Here is a 21,072-nt window from a genome sequence, read left to right on the forward strand (position 1 = left end):
GAGCCTCTTTTTCATTTAAAACATGTGGCTCACTCGTAATCATGGCTGGCCTATTGCAAGTAAATTCAACGCAGTTAGCGCTGAAAATAGCTGCTCGAGATAGATTTATTATCAAGAGTTCAGGTTAAATAGTGTTGTTGCATTTTACGTAATAACTAACGGTTTAATACAAGTGCACATATTCTTTTGATTTAGTAGAGTACCTATAATTATATCGCGTTTGAAATCTGTATTAAAGTTAGACAAAAATACTAATTTTTCTTTTAAAGTGGAGGCTTACACAAAATGGAAAATAAAATAAATAAATTGGTAGTTTTAGGAGCCGGTTGGCTAGGTCATACTTTATGTGTAAATGCACAAACAGCGGGCTGGCAAGTGCAAGGGACGCATAGAAGTGATGTACACAAGTTTGATTTTGAACGTCAATTTATACTCGAGAATGACCAATTAACACATCAAATAGACTTGCAAGATGCTTATTGGGTGTGTGCTATCGCGCCGCGTAGCAGGCACAATGAAAGTAATTATCCTGACACACTCACGGCAGCACTTAAACTTTCAAAGGGGCTAAACGCTAAAGGTTTTTTGTTATGTTCATCAACAGGTGTGTACGATCAAGAGCCTGGTGTATATAGCGAAAGCAGTGATATTTCGTGTACTAATGAGCGACAGATAAAGCTTTATGAGGCTGAAGAGCAAGTGCTGCAACAAGATGGCAAAGTACTTCGTTTAGCTGGGTTGTTTGGTCCTAACAGAGAACCTGGTCGTTTTGTTGCGGGTAAGGAGCTCAATACATCAAGTGAGCAAGTGGTAAATATGGTGCATCAACAAGATGTTATTAATGCCATTTTTGCTGTGATAGAACATTGGTCAGTTGGGCAAAATATTTATAATGTGGTTAATCCGGCGCATCCAACAAAAGCTGAATATTACGCATTAAAGTGTCTGCAGCAGGGGAGTGAAATGCCTCGTTTTGCCAGTGACGAAAAAGCTGAGCGCAAAGTGATTGGCTCAGCTATTGAGGCGTTAGGCTTTACTTATCAATATGGGATTTAGCAAAGACATTCCACTAAAATTTTATACCAATTGCATTAAATGAGTGATCTATTATAGCGCTAAGAGAATAGCGCTATAACAAGGCGAAAATTATTATATATAGTTGTTCTATATAAATAATTTTTAACGCAGTAAGTGCGCTATTCAATGCGCTAGAACGATCATATTTTTTATAAAATTGGTATTAGTATGAAGGCAAGGGGTTGCTGTCAATAAAGTCACATAACTTGCCTTCACTTAATAGTGTATTTGTTTGTTCTATATCCGGTGCAAAATAGCGATCTTTATCATAGTAACTAACGTGTTCGCGTAATAATGTTTTTGCGTTTTGTACCTTATTAGATGGTTTGAGTGGCTTTCTAAACTCTAGCCCTTGCACCGATGCTAACCATTCTATAGCTAAAACACCCTGAGTATTATTGGCCATTTCACCTAAGCGCCTAGCTGCAAAAGTGGCCATAGATACATGATCCTCTTGATTTGCTGATGTTGGCAAACTATCGACCGAAGCGGGGTGTGCTAATGATTTATTTTCTGATGCGAGCGCTGCGGCGGTTACTTGTGCAATCATAAAGCCTGAATTTACACCGCCGTTTGCAACTAAAAATGGTGGTAATTTAGATAAGTTAGAATCGATAAGTAATGCAATTCGTCGCTCTGCTAATGCGCCAATTTCGGCAATAGCGATCGCTAAGTTATCGGCGGCCATCGCTACCGGCTCTGCATGAAAATTCCCACCAGAAATAATATCGCCTACATCCGCAAAAACTAATGGGTTATCGGTGACGCCGTTTGATTCACAGAGTAATACTTCTGCAGCTTGGCGTATTTGCGTTAAACACGCACCTAACACTTGTGGTTGGCAGCGCAGGCAATAAGGGTCTTGTACTTTTTCACAATTGACGTGTGAATCGCTAATTTGTGAATGAGTATCAAGTAACTCTCTAAATACTTGAGCAGTATCTATTTGCCCTCGTTGACCGCGAATGTCATGAATACGCGCATCAAATGGTGAACGACTGCCCATTGCGGCTTCAATACTAATAGATCCAATAACACAGCTTTGTGCATATAAATCTTCAGCTCTAAATAAGCCTTGTAGTGCAAATGCAGTAGATGCTTGTGTGCCATTTAATAATGCTAGGCCTTCTTTTGCTGCAAGGGTAAGCGGTTTAAGCTCTGCTATTTTTAAGCCTTCTTCGGCACTAATAATATTACCTTTATAGCGCATGTTACCCTCACTGAGTAAAGGTAGGCACATATGCGCAAGAGGGGCTAAATCGCCCGACGCACCCACAGAGCCTTTTTTAGGTACGCATGGGTAGACTTCACTATTAAGCAATTGCATAAAAAATTCGATAACTTGCAGGCGAATACCTGAGTAGCCACGAGACAGCGAATTAATTTTTAAGGTGATCATCAGCCTTACTGTACTGTCATCCATGTATTCGCCAATACCCGCTGCATGCGAAAGTACAATGGAGCGCTGTAATAATTCAAGTTCATCATCGGCAATTTTAGTATTGGCTAATAATCCAAAGCCGGTATTTATTCCGTATACAGTGCGGTGTTCGTTAATTACATTTTGAACGGTTTGTGCGCTTGCTGCTATTTGTGACTCAGCATGCTTGGCAAGGCTTAACTTTACTGATGAATTATTAATTTTTCTCAGCGTGCTTAAATCAAGCGAGCCAGGTGTGAGAGTAAGTTCTACCATGATCATTCCTCGTTTAGCATTGGTAAGTCTAAGTTTTGCTCTTTAGCACAGGTTTTTGCGATGTCGTAGCCCGCATCTGCATGGCGCATTACGCCAGTTGCAGGGTCGTTCCATAACACACGGCCAACACGCTCTTTGGCTTCGTCTGTTCCATCGGCAACAATAACCACACCAGAGTGCTGACTAAAGCCCATGCCAACGCCACCACCATGGTGAAGCGATACCCATGTAGCGCCACTTGCTGTATTAAGTAATGCATTAAGTAATGGCCAATCTGATACTGCATCAGAGCCATCTTTCATGCTTTCTGTTTCACGATTAGGGCTTGCAACAGAGCCTGAGTCTAGGTGATCGCGACCAATGACTATCGGTGCTTTAAGCTCGCCATTTTTAACCATTTCGTTAAAGGCCAATGCAAGGCGTGCTCTGTCTTTTAAACCAACCCAACAAATGCGTGCAGGTAAGCCCTGAAATTGAATACGTTCACGCGCCATATCTAGCCAATTATGTAAATGTGCATCATCGGGAATCAGCTCTTTTACTTTTGCATCGGTTTTATAAATATCTTCTGGGTCGCCCGATAAGGCTACCCATCTAAAGGGCCCAATACCTTGGCAAAATAAAGGTCGAATATAAGCAGGAACAAAGCCTGGAAAATCAAATGCGTTGGTAACGCCTTCATCAAATGCCATTTGGCGAATATTATTACCATAGTCAGTTGTTGCAGAACCTGCTTTTTGCAGCGCTAGCATGGCGTTAACTTGCACTGCCATTGATTGCTTAGCCGCTTTTACTACGGCTTTCGGATCTTGCTCACGCATTTTTGCTGCGTGCTCCATTGTCCAGTTTTGTGGTAAGTAACCATTTAATGGATCGTGAGCAGATGTTTGATCTGTGACTACATCAGGGGTAATGCCTGTTTTAACGAGTGTACTAAATACATCGGCAGCGTTGCCAAGTAAGCCCACCGAGAGGGCCTCACCTTTAACACATGCATCGGTTATTAATTGCAGTGCATGTTCAAGGTTCGTTGCTTTTACATCAACGTAACCTGTTTTTATACGAAAATCGATTCTGCTTTCATCGCACTCAACAACAAGTGCGCTAAATCCAGCCATTGTGGCTGCAAGCGGTTGTGCGCCGCCCATGCCGCCAAGACCACCTGTTAATACCCATTTTCCTTTAGCTTGACCGTCAAAATGCTGTTTTGCCATGGCAACAAACGTTTCGTAAGTGCCTTGCACTATGCCTTGCGAGCCAATGTAAATCCAAGATCCGGCAGTCATTTGCCCATACATCATCAAGCCTTTTTTATCGAGCTCGTTAAAGTGTTCCCAATTTGCCCAATGCGGCACTAGATTTGAGTTGGCAATCAGTACGCGCGGTGCATTACTGTGGGTTTTAAATACGCCGACGGGTTTGCCCGATTGTACAAGTAGGGTTTCGTCGTTTTCGAGCCTATCGAGGGTTTCTATAATTTTGTCATAACTTGGCCAATCGCGTGCTGCACGGCCAATACCACCATACACAACAAGCGAATGAGGATGTTCTGCAACCTCAGGATCTAAATTATTCATGAGCATGCGTTTAGCCGCTTCAGTTTGCCAGCTTTTAGCGCTTATTTTATCGCCATGCGGTGCACGTATTACGCGACTTGTGTCGAGTCGGTTGTTCATGTTTTGCTCCTGTTGTATATACAAGGTTGTTAATTATAAAAAAAGCGCAATAAGCGCAATTTTTTTGTTATTTTTTAAATGTTAAATGGCCACCTAAGCGGTATTTACTGCCAGGTGATACAAGGCGTGCAAAGCTTACAATGCCATGAATAGACCATGTGCGTCGAATAACTTGTAAGCATGGCTCTTCGTTATATAAATTGAGCCATTGGCACATTTCGCTGTTTGGCATAATGGCTTCTACGGTATGCCTTGCTTGAGTTAGCGGTGCAACGCTCGATAGATATTCATGAGGAGTGAGTGCCGTAAAATCTTGCTGTAGATAGCCACTAGCAAGTGCTGGATTTACAAAGCGTTCTTCTAGCTGCAAAGGGCTATCGTTCTCATTGTGTACGAGTACACTGCGATATACTACGCTGTCAATTTCAACACCAAGTGCAATAGCTATGGGCGCGACTGCATTTATAGATTCAAGTATGAGTACATTACAGGTGTAGTTCCCGTTGCGCTCTTTTACTTCATCAGCAATATTTTTGATTTCGAGTAATGATGACTGCGATTTAAATGTGGCAACGAATGTACCTAACCCTTGGCTGCGCGTTAAAATACCGGCTTCGGTTAGTTCGCTTAGCGCTCGACGAGCCGTCATTCTGCTCACGCTAAATTGACTAGCCAGCTCGTTTTCAGAGGGCACACGTTGATTTTCTTGCCATGTGGCGCTGCGAATTTTATCAACAATAAATTGTTTTATTTGCGCAAATTTAGGTGTCGTCATTAAATTAATGGTTACATTGAAAGTAAACTATATAAACAAGATGGCATAATTACCTTGTATATACAAGGTGAATTGCTAGACTATATTTTCATCATAATAGGGCAAAAAAGGGTATAAGATGCAAAGCACATCACAACATTATGAGTTAGAAGATCTCGACTTACTTTTAACCGACGCCAATATTGCCACTATGGATAGCAGTATCGATGCGGCTTATGGTGCCATTGAGAATGCAGCAATAGCCATTAAAAATGGTGAGATTGTGTGGCTTGGAAAGCAGTCGACATTACCAAGTTTTGATGTTTTTGCAACGCCGACATTAAGTATAAAAGGGCAATGGCTAACGCCTGGATTAATCGATTGTCATACGCATTTAGTGTTTGCAGGTTCAAGATCGCAAGAGTTTGAACAACGCTTGCAAGGAGTTAGCTATGAGCAAATTGCAGCACAAGGCGGTGGCATAGCGAGTACGGTAAAAGCGACTAGAGCGGCTGATCGAGAACAATTATTTGTTGATGCAAAAGACAGACTCAATACTTTGTTAAAAGAAGGGGTTACCACAGTCGAAATTAAGTCAGGCTATGGGTTAGATACTGAAAACGAAATAAAAATATTAGAAGTCGCCCGCTTGTTAGGTGAACACCATCCTATAGATATTAAAACTACGTTTTTGGGAGCACATGCTTTACCGCCAGAGTACAAAGGCCGTGCTGATGAGTATATTGATCTAGTTTGTACAGAAATGCTTGAGCAAGTAGTTGCTAGTGATCTTGCTGATGCTGTCGATGTATTTTGTGAAAATGTAGGATTTAGTTATGCACAAACCAAGCGTGTTTTTGAAGCCGCTAAAAAGCACAATCTTCCAGTTAAATGTCATGCTGAACAGTTATCTAATCAACATGGTGCTAAGCTAGTAGCGCAGTTTAATGGTCTTTCGGCCGATCATATTGAGCATCTTGATGAAGAGGGGGTAAAAGCAATGGCACAAGCAGGTACTGTTGCCGTGTTATTGCCTGGTGCATTTTATTTTTTGAGAGAAACTAAATTTCCACCCATTGAACTACTCAATCAATATAAGGTGCCGATAGCGATAGCCAGTGATTTTAATCCCGGAACTTCGCCATTATGCTCTGTGCAGTTGATGATGAATATGGCATGTACTCTATTTAGGTTAACGCCGGAACAGGCCTTATTAGGCGTAACTCAAAATGCGGCTAAGGCATTGGGATTAAAAGATCGTGGTGTGCTAAAGGTGGGTGCCAGAGCTGATATAGCGCACTGGGAAATAGGTCATCCATCACAGCTGAGCTATCAATTTGGTGTAAATAAACTGTTAAATCTATGGGTTTTGGGTAAACTTAATTAGTTTGAATTAATTTGGTTCACAATAAATATGCTTATACTGAATTTTTTAATCAATACGAGCGGTACAGATTTGGGAATTTTAGCTGATAGCCGTTTTGCTATTTTTTTTAGCGGTGCGTTGCTTATGGCGATGATTGCTACTTTGCTTGTTGTTAAAAGTAACAGTATTAAATTTAGTTATTTATGTATTGCGCTGATTGGCTTTGCGATTTTGAGCAATGAAACGCCTTGGCTTGTTATTTTACTTACCTTTGGGTTTTGCTTTTATTTATGGCAAGCTTTTGAGCATAATAATTGGGCTATGATCATGGTCAGTGCAGCTGCAGGCTTATTGTTTGTATTACTGCTAAGTGCCTATTTTTTAATACATATCCCTTTATTTTGGGTCGTGCTCGCTATCCTATTGTTAACATTAGCAGGTTTTTTCAATGATAATGCAGCTATAAAAAATCAACGAATAGAAAATACACCAGAGCAAGAAACATTTATTGATAACTCGCCTCTTGCCGCCTTCAGTAATATAAGTAAATTGCGTAAAAAGGTTGATGAGTGGTGTATTAATAAACCACTCAACGCCGTACTTGTTATTATCCGTTTAGAAGGTTTTGAGCAGGTAAATCAGCATTTAGGACGTAATTTTGGAGATTTACTTTTAGCGCAATCGGCCAATAGAATAAAGGCGCTATTAGAGAGTGATGAGGTTGTTAGCTTAGCCCCACAAGAGAAGCTTGCGCATTTGGGCGGGCTCAACTTCGCATTTATTTGTGATCTCGCGAATCAAAAGCATATTCATGAGCAGCTAATACAAAAAATACTAGATGCAACACTTAAGCCTTTTAATGTTGCCAATTGCACCGTTGAAGTAAAAGCAAGAGCAAGCTATGTGGATTGTACAGAGCAAAAAAATGACTTTGATAATTTAATATCCTTTGCTTACCTTGCGCTTGATAGTTACCCAGATAGACAAGTCATTGCTTATCGAAAACAAATGATGGTTGAGCAATTAGAACAGCAAGCTAGGTTAAAGGAGCTGGCCAATATCGATTTTTCGAGTGAATTTGAGTTATATTTTCAACCCATAATTTGTAATGAAAATGGAAAGATTGAGTTTTTAGAACTACTGCTGCGTTGGCAGCATCCAAAGCAAGGTATTTTATCGGCTAACCGATTTATTGATGACATTAAAATTGCGGGGCTTGCTTTTCAATTAGCGACGTTTGTGATGGAGCGAGCGGCGGAGCTGGCGATGGCGTTACGCATGGAAGGTATGGCGATACCGCTCAGTGTTAACGTATTTGGTCCTGAGATGCTAAATGAAGAATTTGTAGAGTTTGTTGACAACATAACAAAAGATCATCAATTAGAAACTGGCGATTTAATTGTTGAATGTCCATTGCATATTTTTACTAACTTAGACAGTAAAGGTAAAGCAATGATTGCTCGACTTAATAATATTGGTTTAAAAATATGTGTTGATGGCTTAGGCGATAATCCTGTGCTGCTGTCTAAATTACCCAGCTTGGCCGTTGAATATATTAAAGTTGCGCCATCATTAACCGCTGATTTTAGTAATCAAAATACGATACGCAGTTTGATCGGTGGTATGGTTGAAATGCATAACCAGCAAAAAACAAAAGTTATTTTTGAAGGGATTGAAACGCTTGAGCAACTGAGATTTATTAAAAGCTTAAATGCTTATGCCGCACAAGGTTATTACTTTGGGCACCCACTAAGTAGTGTAGGCTTAATGAGCTGGCTAAAGCAGTGGCTATTAGCTCAGCGTTAAAGGCTCTCTTTAGATTGTATGTAGCTATTGACGAGTGCCGTTATTACTTGCCCACAATGCTGCATTCCACTATCTAGTCCATTGGGGTGTTGACTCGGTGCCGCTTCACATAAATGTAGGTATGTAGATTGACGTTTTTTAGCTGCTAAATGTACAAAATGTTCAGTGTCGCTGACGCTAAATCCACAGCATGTATAAGCACTAACCGGCATACCAGTAATGCTATCTAAATCAACTTCTACACCTAGCGGTGCTTCATCAAAACAATTTAGTGCATTATTAATTGCTTGAGTAAGAGTAATCTCTCGTTTAACTTGTATTGCTTGATAACTATTAAACTTAAAGTTGGCTTCATTCATTGCTGTAATAATTGCTTGGTTGTTCTTTAACTCATGTAAGCCAATAACATGGTAATTATTTAAATGTTTTTCGTTGTATGCATAGCGAAAACCATTGCCACTATGGCGACCTTCACACTCTCTAAAATCAGCATGGGGATCAAAGTTTATCGCATTTATTGGTGTGTTTTTATGCTTGCTCAGCGCTCGAATAATTCCCAAGCAGTTGTTGTGTCCGCCACCAATTATTATGGGTTCAAGTCCTGCTTTAAAAATAAGATTCAAAACAGATTCAACGCGTTCATCAAGTTGTTGGCACAAAGCGCGTAACTGAGTTAATTGTTGAGTTTGTTGATTATCGAGTAGATTACTTTGCGCCATTAAATCATCAACATTAACTTCACCCAACAAAAGTACTTTTTGAGTCGTGATAAATTGATTATGAGGCTGGTTTAAAAAGCGTTTTAGAAATGCTGACCATGCTTGATTTGCACCGCCATTACCTAAGTTTGCTTTGGGGCCAATATCTTCGCAAATACCAAGAAGAACATAGCGAATACCAAATTGTGCAGCGTCAACAAGAGCTTGTTGTACGTTTACTTGGGTGTCGAGCAAGGCCATTGTTTGCCAAGCTTTTTTCTCGTTTGCGCGGGTAGAGCAAAGTGCTGTAACCGCGCTTTCATCATATACTTTTAATTGAATGGTCACGTTATATTTCTACGACTTCCAATTCTAGTTCCTCAGCAGATAGAACGATGCCTGTGCTGTCGGCATAAATAAAGTCGTCATCAAAAAAGGATACGCCAGCAAAGTTAACACCTATAGCGTCTTCGCCTGCACCCTCACTGTCGGCTGCAACAGGAATAGAAGCAATGGCTTGAATGCCTAAATCAAGCTCTTCAAGCTCGTCTACGTGGCGCACTGCGCCGTAAACAATAATGCCATTCCAGTTATTTTCAAGTGCTAACTCGGCCAGTTCAATATCAATAAGTGCACGACGAGTTGAGCCACCGCCATCAATAAGCAGCACTAAGCCTGTACCATCTTGAGAAAGCAATTCGCGGATCAGTTCATTATTTTCAAAACATTTGACCGTTTTAATGCGGCCACCAAAGCTGTGTCGACCACCAAAGTTGATGAACATAGGCTCTAGCACGTCAACCACATCAGCAAAGTGGTCACATAAGTCAGAAGTGCTGTAATCCATTATTTTATCCTCAAAAGATACATTAATTTATACCTCAGTATACCCTCCTTATATGCAATAACAACGACTTAATCGCAGTAAATTTAGCCAAAACAAAGCCTAAATCAATAATAGCAACAATAGTGTCTTAAAAGCGTCACTCAATTGTTATTTACAACACCTAAGCTAAATCAGTGTTCATATATTATGCAGCGTGGAGTAAGTGATGGATGATAATAATATGCTTAAAAAGGTAGCTCAGGTGGATGAGCAATTATTTTTAACTCTGTTTAATTGCAACTCACCTAGATGGCTTAAAGTAATAGCATTTGGGTTGTCTAAAAGCGGCGATGGTGGTTTGTACTTGCTTATGTGCGCAGCTGTTTGGTGGCTTAGCAATAACGAGCAGCACCAATTACTACCCATTACAATTTTGGTTGGCTTTGCCATAGAAAGACCCATCTATTTTTTAGCGAAAAAGAGCTTTGCCCGGGTGAGACCTTGTGATTGCTTAGTTACGAATGCGTACATAGTACCCAGTGATAAATTTAGTTTACCGTCAGGGCACAGTGCCGCCGCATTTCTTGTTGCTATTATATTGAGCAATTTTTTCCCTGAGTATGTGTGGTTGTTATTTGGCTGGGCTTCTAGTGTGGCAATTTCTCGTGTGGTCTTAGGTGTACACTTTCCTGCAGATATTATTCTCGGTGCAATTATTGGCAGTTCTTGTGGCTTATTTGCATTAGTCTTGGTGGTTCCTGTATGAAAATACTGTATGGCATTCAAGGCACTGGTAATGGTCACATAACGCGAGCTCGTGTTATGGCGAGCTGTTTTAAACAACATGGAATTGATGTTGATTATATTTTTTCAGGGCGTGCTACTAAAGACTATTTTGATATGCAGGAATTTGGACATTATAAGAGTTTTCGAGGGTTATCTTTTAACACTAAAAATGGTCAAATAAAAAGCTTACAAACAGTTAAAAATGCGCGGATTTGTGAGTTGGTTTCAGATATAAAGTCACTCGATATAAAACAGTATGATTTTATACTTAACGACTTTGAACCAATTACGGCATGGGCTGCAAAACGTGCAGGCGTTCCTGTTGTAGGAATTAGCCACCAAGCGGCGTTTTTATCAGACAGCGTGCCGATGTTCAGCCGAGGTATTTTACGTAAATCTTTAATTAAATATTATGCCCCAGCAAACACTTATCTCGGTGTTCATTGGCAGCCATTTGCAGATAATATTATTCCTCCTTTTATCGCAAACCATCAACATGGTAACCCTGTTGCAGTAATGAATAAGGTATTGGTATATTTACCATTTGAAAATTTAAATAGCATTATCGATTACTTAAAAGATTTCCCCGAAAAAGAGTTTTATTGTTACCACCCTCATGCATCAAATCAGTCAATGGGGCATATTCATTTACGTGCTCCATCGCGTGTTAGTTTTTTAAATGACTTAGCCAATACCAGTGGTGTTATTGGTAATGCAGGGTTTGAGCTGGCAAGTGAGGCGCTTAAGCTAGGTAAAAAGCTACTTTTAAAACCACTTGATGGGCAGTTTGAGCAAGGCGCGAATGCGCAAACGTTGTTATCAATGAGGATGGCGCATGTAATGAATTATTTAAACCCGCAAGCACTAGATGATTGGAATAGTGCCCCACAAAATAAACGAATTAATTATCCTAGTGATCCCACACCGTTAATTAACTGGTTGGTAAATAAGCAATGGTGTAATACGCAATCACTGCATAAAGGGCTTTGGGGAAGTGTAAATGTGTCATAGCAGAAATAAATTAAAAATTTACTCTGATAATTGAACCACTTGATCTATGCTTAGCTATACTAGAGAAGAATATTAAATATAGGCTCTTAGAATGAATTTTTTGCAGAATCTTACTATCAAACGTCGCTTGCAATTAAATGCGATTGTTGTTGGCTTAGCAATGATTGTTTTATTATGTGTGATAATTTTTGAATCACGTACCACTTTGAATTTAAATAAAACGATTCAATTGGCGGAAGAGCTTAATGTACATTCATTAGCATTACGTAACCACGAAAAAAACTTCTTGTTTTACAAGCAAGCAGATTCACTGGCTGAGTTTGAAATGAATTTTAAGCAGCTAAGCATTAAAATTACTAAGTTAAAACAATTAATGACTCAGCAGGGGATTTCTGCTGCTCAGCTTGAACGTTTTGAACAACTAATAAACAGCTATAACAACGACTTTAACACGGTTACTACGCTGCAAAAAGAGATTGGGTTGACCCCTAAAGATGGCTTATACGGAAAGCTAAGAAGTGCAGTGCACGAAGTCGAAGTACTATTAAAAGAGCAAGAAAACTACAAGCTTTTATCATCTATGTTACAACTTCGGCGCTCAGAAAAAGATTTTATGCTTAGATTTGATGATAAATATCTAGGCCGCTTTAATGAAAGTATAAATACCTTTAAGCAGCAGATTGCATCGGCTGATTTGTTAAGTAGTTATAAAACAAAAATAACCCCGCTAATTGATACCTACCAAAATGAGTTTAAAACACTTGTGCAAGCGCAAACTGAATTAGGGTTAGATCTCAACTCTGGTGCGCTGGGTGTTATGCAAGAGAGCGTAAATAAAAGTGAAAAAATTGTTACTCAAATCGTTCAAGATACCAAGCTACAAGTTGAAAAAAGCGTAGAGCAAGCGCAGTTTTTAGCTATTCTCGTTTTTGTTATTGCAGGTGTTATTGTTTTAGCTTTGGTTTATTTTACTAGTCGCTCAATTATCATTCCTATTGAACGTGTTTATCATACTATAAATGATATTCGCCGCAGCAATGATCTTACTATTTTGATAGAGCAGACTGGCAAAGATGAAATCACCACGATGACAGTCGACTTCAATAGCTTAATCGGTGACTTTAAACACCTAGTTAACGATGTTAATGGGGCTTTGAATACACTTAATATTGCCACAGAGCATTTGTCAGAGAATACAGCAGCAACAAGCTCTGGTATGCAAGAGCAATTGCATGAAGCTGATATGGTGGCAACGGCAGCCACTGAGATGCAAGCAACAATTCAGGATATTTCACATAATACTGAGGCTGCGGCTAAAAAAGCTGAATCAACCAACTTGAGCGCACAGCAAGGGCGTAATGAGGTTGAGTCAACCGTTAAGCAAATTAGAGAGCTGTCTGGCTCACTGGGAGATGCATCGAGCGTTGTTTCTCAATTAGAAAAAGATGGTGAGACTATTGGATCTGTACTCGATGTGATTCGTGCCATTGCAGAACAAACCAACTTATTGGCACTTAACGCAGCGATTGAAGCTGCAAGAGCTGGTGAATATGGACGCGGTTTTGCGGTTGTAGCAGATGAAGTTCGTTCATTAGCAAAACGTACCCAAGAGTCCACAAGTGAGATTGAAGGTATAATAAGTACTTTGCAGCAGCGTACACAAGAAGTCGTCAGTATTATGCATAAGTGCCGCTCACAGGGGGACGAAAGTGCATCGCAGGCAATTAAAGCTGGCGATTTACTTGGAGCAATAACGGAAGATGTACAAACGATAATGGAAATGAGCACACAAATTGCCGTAGCCATTGATGAGCAAAGCCAAGTGGCATCAGAGGTAAATAAAAACGTAGTGCGTATACGCGATATTGCACAAAGCGCATCAGAAAATGCATCTAGCAATGCACAAACAAGTGAAGAAGTATCTCAACAATCTCGTGTGCTATTTGCTGCTATTGATAAGTTTAAGGTGTAATCAACAAGCTATTTATAACTTACAATAAACTATTAAATGGCCAATAAGGTTTAAGGAATAAACTTTATTGGCACACTATCTTTATTGTTTTTATGCTCGTTTATACGTTGTAAATATTCATCCCACAGTGCGCTTTGCTGCTCTTGTAGTTTTGCAAAATATTGCCAGCTGAATAATCCACTATTATGACCATCATCAAAGCCTAAACGAAGCGCATAGTGCCCAACGGGTTCAATACTGTTAATACTCACAGATTGCTTATTAAACACTAACTTCATCGGACCTGAACCATGTCCTTGTACTTCAGCAGATGGAGAATGGACGCGTAAAAATTCACTACTAAATACCGATTTGCTTTCGTCATCAAAGTAAATATCTACGTTTTTACTTATGCTGTGGTAATGTATTTTTGTTACGTGTTTCATTTTTATCCCATTAAAAAGCCCCCATAACGGAGGCTTTTAGTATAAGGGGTATCAATTAAAGAATGAAGCGGCTTAAGTCTTCATCTTCAACCAATGCACCTAGGTGTTTTTCAACATAAGCGGCGTCAATAATAAGTGACGAACCTGCTTTTTCAGAAGCGTCGTATGAAATCTCTTCCATTAACTTTTCCATCACAGTATGCAAACGGCGAGCACCGATATTTTCAGTTTTTTCGTTAACTTGCCATGCCGCTTTTGCAATACGATCAATAGCATCATCACTAAACTCAACAGTTACCTGTTCAGTTTTTAGAAGCTCTCGTTGCTGCTCTGTAAGCGATGCATGAGGTTCTGTGAGAATGCGTTTGAAGTCATCAGCAGTAAGCGCTTCAAGCTCTACACGAATTGGCAGGCGACCTTGTAGCTCAGGGATCATGTCAGATGGTTTTGCCATTTGAAATGCACCAGAGGCAATAAACAACATATGGTCAGTTTTAACCATGCCGTGTTTAGTGTTTACTGTTGAACCTTCAATAAGCGGCAGTAAATCGCGCTGCACACCTTCACGGCTAACATCAGGACCTGAAGAATCACCACGCTTACAAATTTTGTCTATTTCATCAATAAACACAATACCATTTTGTTCTACTGCAAAAATAGCTTGTTCTTTTAGCTCTTCAGGGTTCACTAATTTCGCGGCTTCTTCTTCCGTTAATAGTTTGAAGGCTTCTTTGATTTTTAGCTTACGTTTAGTGCGTTTGTCGCCACCCATGTTTTGAAACATGCTTTGCAGCTGGTTGGTCATATCTTCCATACCAGGGGGCGCCATAATCTCTACGTTTGGCTGTGTTTGAGCTAAATCAATTTCAATTTCTTTATCATCTAGCTGGCCTTCACGTAGTTTTTTACGAAACGTTTGACGTGTTGAGGAGTTATCATCACGCTGTGTTTCGCCGTATTGATCTTTAACAGGAGGAAGCAAGGCATCTAAAATACGCTCTTCGGCCGCTTCTTCTGCGAGATGTTTAAATTTTTTGGTTTGCTGCTCACGAGTCATTTTAATCGACACGTCGACTAAATCACGGATGATCGTATCAACTTCTTTACCAACATAGCCAACTTCGGTGAATTTTGTCGCTTCTACTTTAATGAATGGCGCATTCGCTAATTTTGCTAAACGGCGTGCAATTTCTGTTTTACCTACGCCAGTTGGGCCAATCATTAGAATGTTTTTAGGTGTCACTTCACCACGTAAATCTTCATTAAGTTGCATACGGCGCCAGCGATTGCGAAGTGCAATAGCCACTGCTTTTTTTGCATTCGCTTGGCCAATAATATGTTGATCTAGTTCGTGAACAATTTCTCTTGGGGTCATTGCAGACATAGCGGTTCCTATTATAATTCTTCGATGGTTTGGAAATTATTAGTGAATACACAGATATTGCCTGCAATAGTTAAGCTTTTTTCGACGATTTCACGAGCGCTTAAGTCGGTATTTTCTAATAAGGCTGTTGCTGCAGATTGGGCAAAATTACCGCCACTGCCGATGGCGATTAGATCATTCTCTGGCTGCACCACATCACCGTTACCGGTAATAATAAGAGATGCAGTTTCATCTGCTACAGCGAGCAATGCTTCGAGTTTTCGAAGAGCCCGATCGCTGCGCCAGTCCTTAGCCATTTCGACCGCTGCTTTGGTTAGGTTGCCTTGGTGCATTTCTAATTTACTTTCAAAGCGTTCGAAAAGGGTAAAGGCATCAGCAGTACCGCCGGCAAAGCCAGCAATTACTTTGCCATTATAAAGGCGTCTAACTTTACGGGCGTTGCCTTTCATTACGGTGTTACCAAGAGATACTTGGCCGTCACCGCCGATTACAACTTTGTCGCCGCGGCGTACACTTACGATAGTAGTCATGTTATTCCTCATCATCGAGCTGTAGAGACAACTCGTAAAAAACGATTATGATGAGGTTATATGGGTGAATGGTTTATTTTCAAGTCCAGTTCCAAATTCCGCAGCTGACTATATTCACACGTTTAAGCTTGTTTTTATCACTTTCGGCTTGGCGTTTGGTTTTATAAGGCCCTAAACGCACCTTGTGCCAAGTGCCTTCTTGCTTAATTTCAGATATAAGTCCTGCAAATGCAATTTTAGCTTTGAGTGATTCGGCTTGGGCGTGGGTTTTAAATGAACCACATTGCATAACGTAAGGACCTTTTTGCTCAAGCTGTTTTACCTCAACTTGAATTTCGTGGTTTCTAATTTCTTTAATAAATGCGGGCGTACGTGGGATAACCACTTCGACCTTTTTTTCAGCTGTCGTCGGGTTAGCCTGCTTTTCTACCAGCTTAGGATCGGCGTTACTTTTAATAAACCATAACCCGTAGACGAAACCGCCTACAAGTAAAAGAGCAATACTCACTAAAAAAATCGGAAATGGTTTTTTCGCAGGTGCTTGCTTATTGTTTTTTCTGTTTGCTGGTTTTTTGTTAATGTAATCGTGCTGTGCCATAGCGTTATTTTGGCCTTAACCTAAATCATGTCTATAGGGTCTACGTCTAAGCTCCAGCGGACTTTTTGTGCGAGTTTGCTTGAGCTTAAATAATCAACCATTTGCGCAAGATATTGGTGCAGTATGCGGCGATCTTGCGCTTGAATATGTAACTGAAAACGATACATACCTGCGACCCTTTCTAGAGGCGCAGGTATCGGGCCGAGCAATTGTATACCAGATACCCCATTGACTGGAACCAAATCAGTCAAAAAGTCGACGACTTGCTTAATGCTATGTCCTTGAGCACGAACAATAGCCATATTTGTAATTGGAGGGAGATCGGCATCATCGCGTTCACTCAGTGCAAAGCGAGCAAAGTCTTGATATCCATTGTTAACCAAGTCTTGTAAAAGTGGATGCTCAGGAAAGTGGGTCTGCAATAGTACTTGGCCAGGTTCTCCAGAGCGCCCAGCACGTCCTGCTACTTGTGTAACAAGCTGAGCTAAATGTTCGGTTGCTCTAAAGTCACAGGAGTATAAACCGCTATCTACATCTAAAATAAGCACCAAGCTGACATCAGCAAAGTGATGACCTTTGGCAAGCATTTGTGTGCCAATTAAAATACGTGCTCCCCCTAAGTTAATTTCATCAAGTGCTTTTTCAAGACTCCCTTTTCGACGAGTTGAATCGCGATCAATGCGCGTGATCGGCGTATCAGGGAACTCAGTTGATAAAAACTCTTCTATTTGCTCTGTACCTTTGCCGTTGGGGAATATTTGTGTACTGCCACAATCAGGACATTGATGAGGCACCGGGTATTGATCGCCACAATGGTGGCAAATCATTTGACCAATCGCTTTGTGAAATGTTGCGCTAGTGCTACAGCGTTTACACTCGCTTAGCCAGCCGCACTCATGACAAATAAGCGTGGGCGAAAAGCCTCGGCGATTTAAAAATACCATCACCTGTTTACCACGATTTAAATGCTGACGCATAGTGGCAAGGCTTGCATGGGCTATACCAGCTTGATCGGGCTGGCCTTTCATGTCGAGTAATTTGAATTGGTTGTCGGTCGCGGTTTGTGCACGCTCAGTTAGGCTCAATAGCTGATATTTATTATTAATCGCTTTGTGAAGTGTTTCAAGCGCGGGCGTAGCACTGCCTAATATGAGTGGAATCTTATGCTGAAATGCTCTGTATGCGGCTAAATCACGAGCATGATAGCGAAGGGTATCTTGCTGCTTAAATGAAGAGTCGTGTTCTTCATCAACCACTATCATACCGAGTTGCAAAAAGGGCAGAAAGATACTCGAGCGAGTGCCTATTACGATTGCACAGCTGCCTTTTTCGCAAAATCGCCATGTTTGGAGTCTTTCGTTATCGGTCAGGGCTGAATGCCAAAGCATAATGGGTGTATCAGGAAAGCGGCGACGAAAGCGATTAACTGTCTGGGGGGTTAAACCTATTTCGGGAACTAATACGAGGGCTTGCTCACCACGCTTTAATACCTCTTCAAGGCACTGTAAATATACTTCAGTTTTACCACTGCCTGTCACACCTTCCAATAAAAAGCTGCTAAAGCCTTTGCTTTGATTAATCGCCGTACAGGCAACCGCTTGCTCTTTATTAAGAATTGGTTTGCTACCAACTTTGGGGGTAATGCTTTGCCATTGGTTATCGTGTTCGATAGTTTGTGTGACAAGTTCTTTATCAATGAGGCTATCGATGGTTTTTTTGCTAAAGCCTAAGGCTTTTAGTTCAGTTAAAGACGACTTACCTGATTGTGATAACTGCTTCAATAAGTTGAGTTGAGTTTTGGCTTTTAATGACGGTACTTTAGCGCCTTTTTCAGTAAGCATTACCATGTTAATGCTTGTTTTGTCTGGTGATTCACCTTGGCGTAGTGCACTAGGCAGAGCTATATGAATCGTTTCGCCCAAAGGGTAGCAATAATAACGAGCGGTAAAGCTAAGAAGCGCTAAGTGTTGCGTAGATAAAATAGGAGCATCGTCAATGACTTCAAGAATACTTTTAATTTTATTTTCAGGAACTTCAGTGCTGGTTTTTAAAGCTAATATAACGGCCACTTTACGTTGGTTGCCAAAAGGGACTAAAACACGCATTCCAGGCTTTAGATCCGAAACCAAGCCTGAGAGCTGTTCATCTACTTTATAATCAAAGGTGCGCGGTAACGGGACTTTTATAGCAACTTCAACAAAACGCATAACAACTCAACTAATAAAATTAATGGTATAATGTACTAAATATACGGTTAAAAACCTACTAGCAAATTATAACCGTTTTATTATTTGATTACTTTTTTAGCAAAAAAATATAATTAAACCTTGTGTGCTTGGTAGTTGTTGGATAAAATCCGCCACCAACAAATTTGTTTTAACGACGTATGGTACCAAACTACGGGTTTGGAGAGCGATGCGGCCTTAACTAGAGGTTTCTATGAAAGAAGGTATTCACCCTAAGTACGAAGTAATTTCAGCAACATGTTCATGCGGAAATGAATTCGAAACAAGCTCTACTCTTTGTAAAAACATTCACTTAGACGTATGTTCTGCGTGTCACCCGTTTTACACTGGTAAGCAAAAAGTTTTAGACACTGGCGGACGTGTTGATCGTTTCAACAAGCGTTTCGGTGCACTTGGTAGCAAGAAGTAATTTTTGCTATTTAGTTAAAGGAAGCACCTTAGGGTGCTTTTTTTATGCCTAAAATTCATCTTTTATTTACTTTTCCTGCCTATTTTGACGTTATCTTCTTTGCATAACTATTTCCTGTTCTTATTCTGAGTATGCATAAACCTTTGCAGACAAAGTACGCAATAGTCTCTATATTTTGAAGTGTTCAATTTTTAACTAAGTTGTTAAATGTAGCTAACGTGAAGATAAATGTTTTTAAAGTAGAGTATTAAGCTGTTTATAGTTATTTATACTAAAAATTTGACAGTCGTTTTTAGAGAAAACGACTCGCGGCTAAAAGTACCTCTAAAATTCTTTTTATATGAATTTCTATTTATGAAATGTCAGTATATCTTCGCAAAGTTACTGAAAAACCTCTTAAAATCAATGAATCTAGCATATAACAGGATAGACCTGATATTGCTTGGAATTTAAAAATAATAAGGGTATCGTAACCCAGACAACACCTCTCACTTTAACTTAAATTGCAGGATACAATCGCGTTATGTCAGACTTTCGTGAACAAGCACTACATTACCATTCTCATCCCGTTCCAGGAAAAATCAGCATTGAGCTAACCAAGCCTGCCGAAACGGTTCAAGATTTAGCCCTAGCATATAGCCCAGGTGTTGCTGAACCTGTGCGTGAAATTGCTGCTGATCCTGCAAATGCTTATAAATATACCGGTAAAGGTAATATGGTTGCGGTCATTACTAATGGTACTGCAATTTTAGGTCTGGGTAATTTAGGGCCACTCGCATCTAAACCCGTAATGGAAGGCAAGGCTTTATTATTTAAGCGTTTTGCAGGCCTAGACTCGATTGATATTGAAGTTAAGCACCGTACTACCGAAGACTTTATAAATACAGTTGCAAATATAGCAGATACATTTGGTGGCATTAATCTCGAAGATATTAAAGCACCAGAGTGTTTTGAAATCGAAAAAGCGTTAATTGAGCGCTGTAGCATTCCAGTTTTTCATGACGATCAACACGGCACCGCCATTGTTACCGCTGCAGGTATGCTTAATGCGCTTGAGGTACAGGGAAAGTCAATTGAAGATGCGACTATTGTTTGTTTAGGGGCCGGTGCCGCTGCTGTTGCGTGCATGGAGTTACTAATTAAGTGTGGTGCGCTACGCGAGCATATCTATATGTTAGATCGCAAAGGGGTTATTCACACACGCCGTGATGATTTAAATGAGTACAAGCAATTGTTTGCCAATAATACCGATAAACGTACGTTGCAAGATGTAATTGCAGACGCAGATGTATTTGTTGGTGTATCGGGACCTAATTTATTAGGTGCTGAAGATTTAAAGTTAATGGCTGATAAGCCGGTTGTGTTTGCGTGCTCAAACCCAGATCCTGAAATAGATCCTGCACTCGCACACAGCGCACGTAACGATTTAATTATGGCAACAGGGCGCTCTGATTACCCTAATCAGGTTAACAACGTTTTATGTTTCCCGTTTATTTTCCGTGGCGCACTTGATGTTCGTGCAAGCGCGATTAACGACGAAATGAAAATAGCCGCAGTAGAGGCTATTCGCAGTATTGCTAAAGAGCCTGTACCGGCTGAAGTATTAAAAGCCGCAGGTGTGGATAAATTAGAATTTGGCGCTCATTATATTATTCCAAAGCCGATGGACCCACGTTTACTTCCACGTATAGCAAGAGCAGTAGCGCTTGCTGCTGTTGAGTCGGGTGTAGCGCGTATTGAGCTACCTGAAAACTATATGCAGTAAAGTATGCAGTAAAGTATGCAGTAAAATATGCAGTAAAATTCAGTTAT

At 40.3% G+C, this 21,072-nt stretch carries 18 protein-coding genes; 8 read left to right on the top strand and 10 right to left on the bottom strand.

Translation table 11 applies throughout. The features are described from left to right. The first annotated feature begins 285 nt into the window (after positions 1-285). A complete protein-coding gene (locus tag CWB66_RS05560; RefSeq protein WP_077536234.1) occupies positions 286-1,056 on the top strand; it encodes a Rossmann-fold NAD(P)-binding domain-containing protein in 771 nt (256 codons plus the stop codon). Positions 1,057-1,240: 184 nt separating this feature from the next. Here the strand turns inward: CWB66_RS05560 and hutH are convergent, their stop codons facing one another. The 3 genes from hutH to hutC all read right to left on the bottom strand — a co-directional run bounded on the left by hutH (position 1,241) and on the right by hutC (position 5,224). Then, a complete protein-coding gene (hutH, locus tag CWB66_RS05565) occupies positions 1,241-2,773 on the bottom strand; it encodes a histidine ammonia-lyase (protein ID WP_138584613.1) in 1,533 nt (510 codons plus the stop codon). Between the two features lie 2 nt (positions 2,774-2,775). After that, positions 2,776-4,449: a urocanate hydratase gene (gene hutU, locus CWB66_RS05570; RefSeq protein WP_138584614.1), complete on the bottom strand. Its 1,674-nt coding sequence runs from the start codon at positions 4,447-4,449 to the stop codon at positions 2,776-2,778. A 67-nt stretch (positions 4,450-4,516) separates the two neighbouring features. Then, complete coding sequence (hutC, locus tag CWB66_RS05575) at positions 4,517-5,224, bottom strand: histidine utilization transcriptional repressor HutC (RefSeq protein WP_077536229.1); 708 nt, start codon at positions 5,222-5,224, stop codon at positions 4,517-4,519. A 118-nt stretch (positions 5,225-5,342) separates the two neighbouring features. Here hutC and hutI point away from each other — a divergent pair, with 118 nt between their 5' ends. Both hutI and CWB66_RS05585 read left to right on the top strand, forming a co-directional pair. Next, a complete protein-coding gene (gene hutI, locus CWB66_RS05580) occupies positions 5,343-6,590 on the top strand; it encodes an imidazolonepropionase (RefSeq protein ID WP_138584615.1) in 1,248 nt (415 codons plus the stop codon). A gap of 123 nt (positions 6,591-6,713) precedes the next feature. Further along, positions 6,714-8,375, top strand: coding sequence for a bifunctional diguanylate cyclase/phosphodiesterase (locus CWB66_RS05585; RefSeq protein WP_171037467.1), 1,662 nt, complete (start codon positions 6,714-6,716; stop codon positions 8,373-8,375). On the opposite strand, the gene CWB66_RS05590 is transcribed toward CWB66_RS05585, so the two are convergent. After that, on the bottom strand, positions 8,372-9,421 hold the full coding sequence (locus CWB66_RS05590; RefSeq protein ID WP_138584617.1) for a formimidoylglutamase: 1,050 nt from the start codon (positions 9,419-9,421) through the stop codon (positions 8,372-8,374). The genes CWB66_RS05585 and CWB66_RS05590 overlap by 4 nt on opposite strands. Before the next feature lies 1 nt (position 9,422). After that, entirely contained in the window at positions 9,423-9,920 is a 498-nt protein-coding gene (gene rraA / locus CWB66_RS05595) for a ribonuclease E activity regulator RraA (protein ID WP_138584618.1), read from the bottom strand. 205 nt (positions 9,921-10,125) lie between these two features. On the opposite strand from rraA, the gene CWB66_RS05600 reads away from it, so the two are divergent. The 3 genes from CWB66_RS05600 to CWB66_RS05610 all read left to right on the top strand — a co-directional run bounded on the left by CWB66_RS05600 (position 10,126) and on the right by CWB66_RS05610 (position 13,668). Beyond that, positions 10,126-10,665, top strand: a complete 540-nt coding sequence (locus tag CWB66_RS05600) for a phosphatase PAP2 family protein (RefSeq protein WP_138584619.1) — start codon at positions 10,126-10,128, stop codon at positions 10,663-10,665. Beyond that, positions 10,662-11,696 (top strand): MJ1255/VC2487 family glycosyltransferase, encoded by a 1,035-nt coding sequence (locus tag CWB66_RS05605; protein ID WP_138584620.1) that lies wholly within the window; start codon positions 10,662-10,664, stop codon positions 11,694-11,696. The genes CWB66_RS05600 and CWB66_RS05605 overlap by 4 nt, the downstream gene beginning before the upstream one ends. A 91-nt stretch (positions 11,697-11,787) precedes the next feature. Beyond that, positions 11,788-13,668 carry a methyl-accepting chemotaxis protein gene (locus CWB66_RS05610; protein WP_138584621.1) on the top strand — a complete coding sequence of 627 codons (1,881 nt, stop codon included), beginning with the start codon at positions 11,788-11,790 and terminating at the stop codon, positions 13,666-13,668. 50 nt (positions 13,669-13,718) lie between these two features. Here the strand turns inward: CWB66_RS05610 and CWB66_RS05615 are convergent, their stop codons facing one another. The 5 genes from CWB66_RS05615 to priA form a co-directional block, all read right to left on the bottom strand. Next, positions 13,719-14,093 carry a gamma-butyrobetaine hydroxylase family protein gene (locus CWB66_RS05615; protein ID WP_138584622.1) on the bottom strand — a complete coding sequence of 125 codons (375 nt, stop codon included), beginning with the start codon at positions 14,091-14,093 and terminating at the stop codon, positions 13,719-13,721. Positions 14,094-14,148: 55 nt separating this feature from the next. Continuing rightward, entirely contained in the window at positions 14,149-15,477 is a 1,329-nt protein-coding gene (hslU, locus tag CWB66_RS05620) for an ATP-dependent protease ATPase subunit HslU (protein ID WP_138584623.1), read from the bottom strand. An 11-nt stretch (positions 15,478-15,488) separates the two neighbouring features. After that, complete coding sequence (gene hslV / locus CWB66_RS05625; RefSeq protein ID WP_002958366.1) at positions 15,489-16,007, bottom strand: ATP-dependent protease subunit HslV; 519 nt, start codon at positions 16,005-16,007, stop codon at positions 15,489-15,491. Between the two features lie 79 nt (positions 16,008-16,086). Then, positions 16,087-16,605 carry an SPOR domain-containing protein gene (locus tag CWB66_RS05630; RefSeq protein WP_077536212.1) on the bottom strand — a complete coding sequence of 173 codons (519 nt, stop codon included), beginning with the start codon at positions 16,603-16,605 and terminating at the stop codon, positions 16,087-16,089. A gap of 20 nt (positions 16,606-16,625) precedes the next feature. Continuing rightward, positions 16,626-18,812 carry a primosomal protein N' gene (gene priA / locus CWB66_RS05635; RefSeq protein ID WP_138584624.1) on the bottom strand — a complete coding sequence of 729 codons (2,187 nt, stop codon included), beginning with the start codon at positions 18,810-18,812 and terminating at the stop codon, positions 16,626-16,628. Between the two features lie 232 nt (positions 18,813-19,044). On the opposite strand from priA, the gene rpmE reads away from it, so the two are divergent. After that, positions 19,045-19,260: a 50S ribosomal protein L31 gene (gene rpmE, locus CWB66_RS05640; protein ID WP_007377245.1), complete on the top strand. Its 216-nt coding sequence runs from the start codon at positions 19,045-19,047 to the stop codon at positions 19,258-19,260. A gap of 523 nt (positions 19,261-19,783) precedes the next feature. Continuing rightward, complete coding sequence (locus CWB66_RS05645; protein ID WP_077536209.1) at positions 19,784-21,025, top strand: malic enzyme-like NAD(P)-binding protein; 1,242 nt, start codon at positions 19,784-19,786, stop codon at positions 21,023-21,025. Positions 21,026-21,072 lie beyond the last annotated feature (47 nt).

It is taken from the genome of Pseudoalteromonas sp. S558 (genome assembly GCF_005886635.1).
Taxonomy (GTDB): Bacteria; Pseudomonadota; Gammaproteobacteria; order Enterobacterales; family Alteromonadaceae; genus Pseudoalteromonas; species Pseudoalteromonas aliena.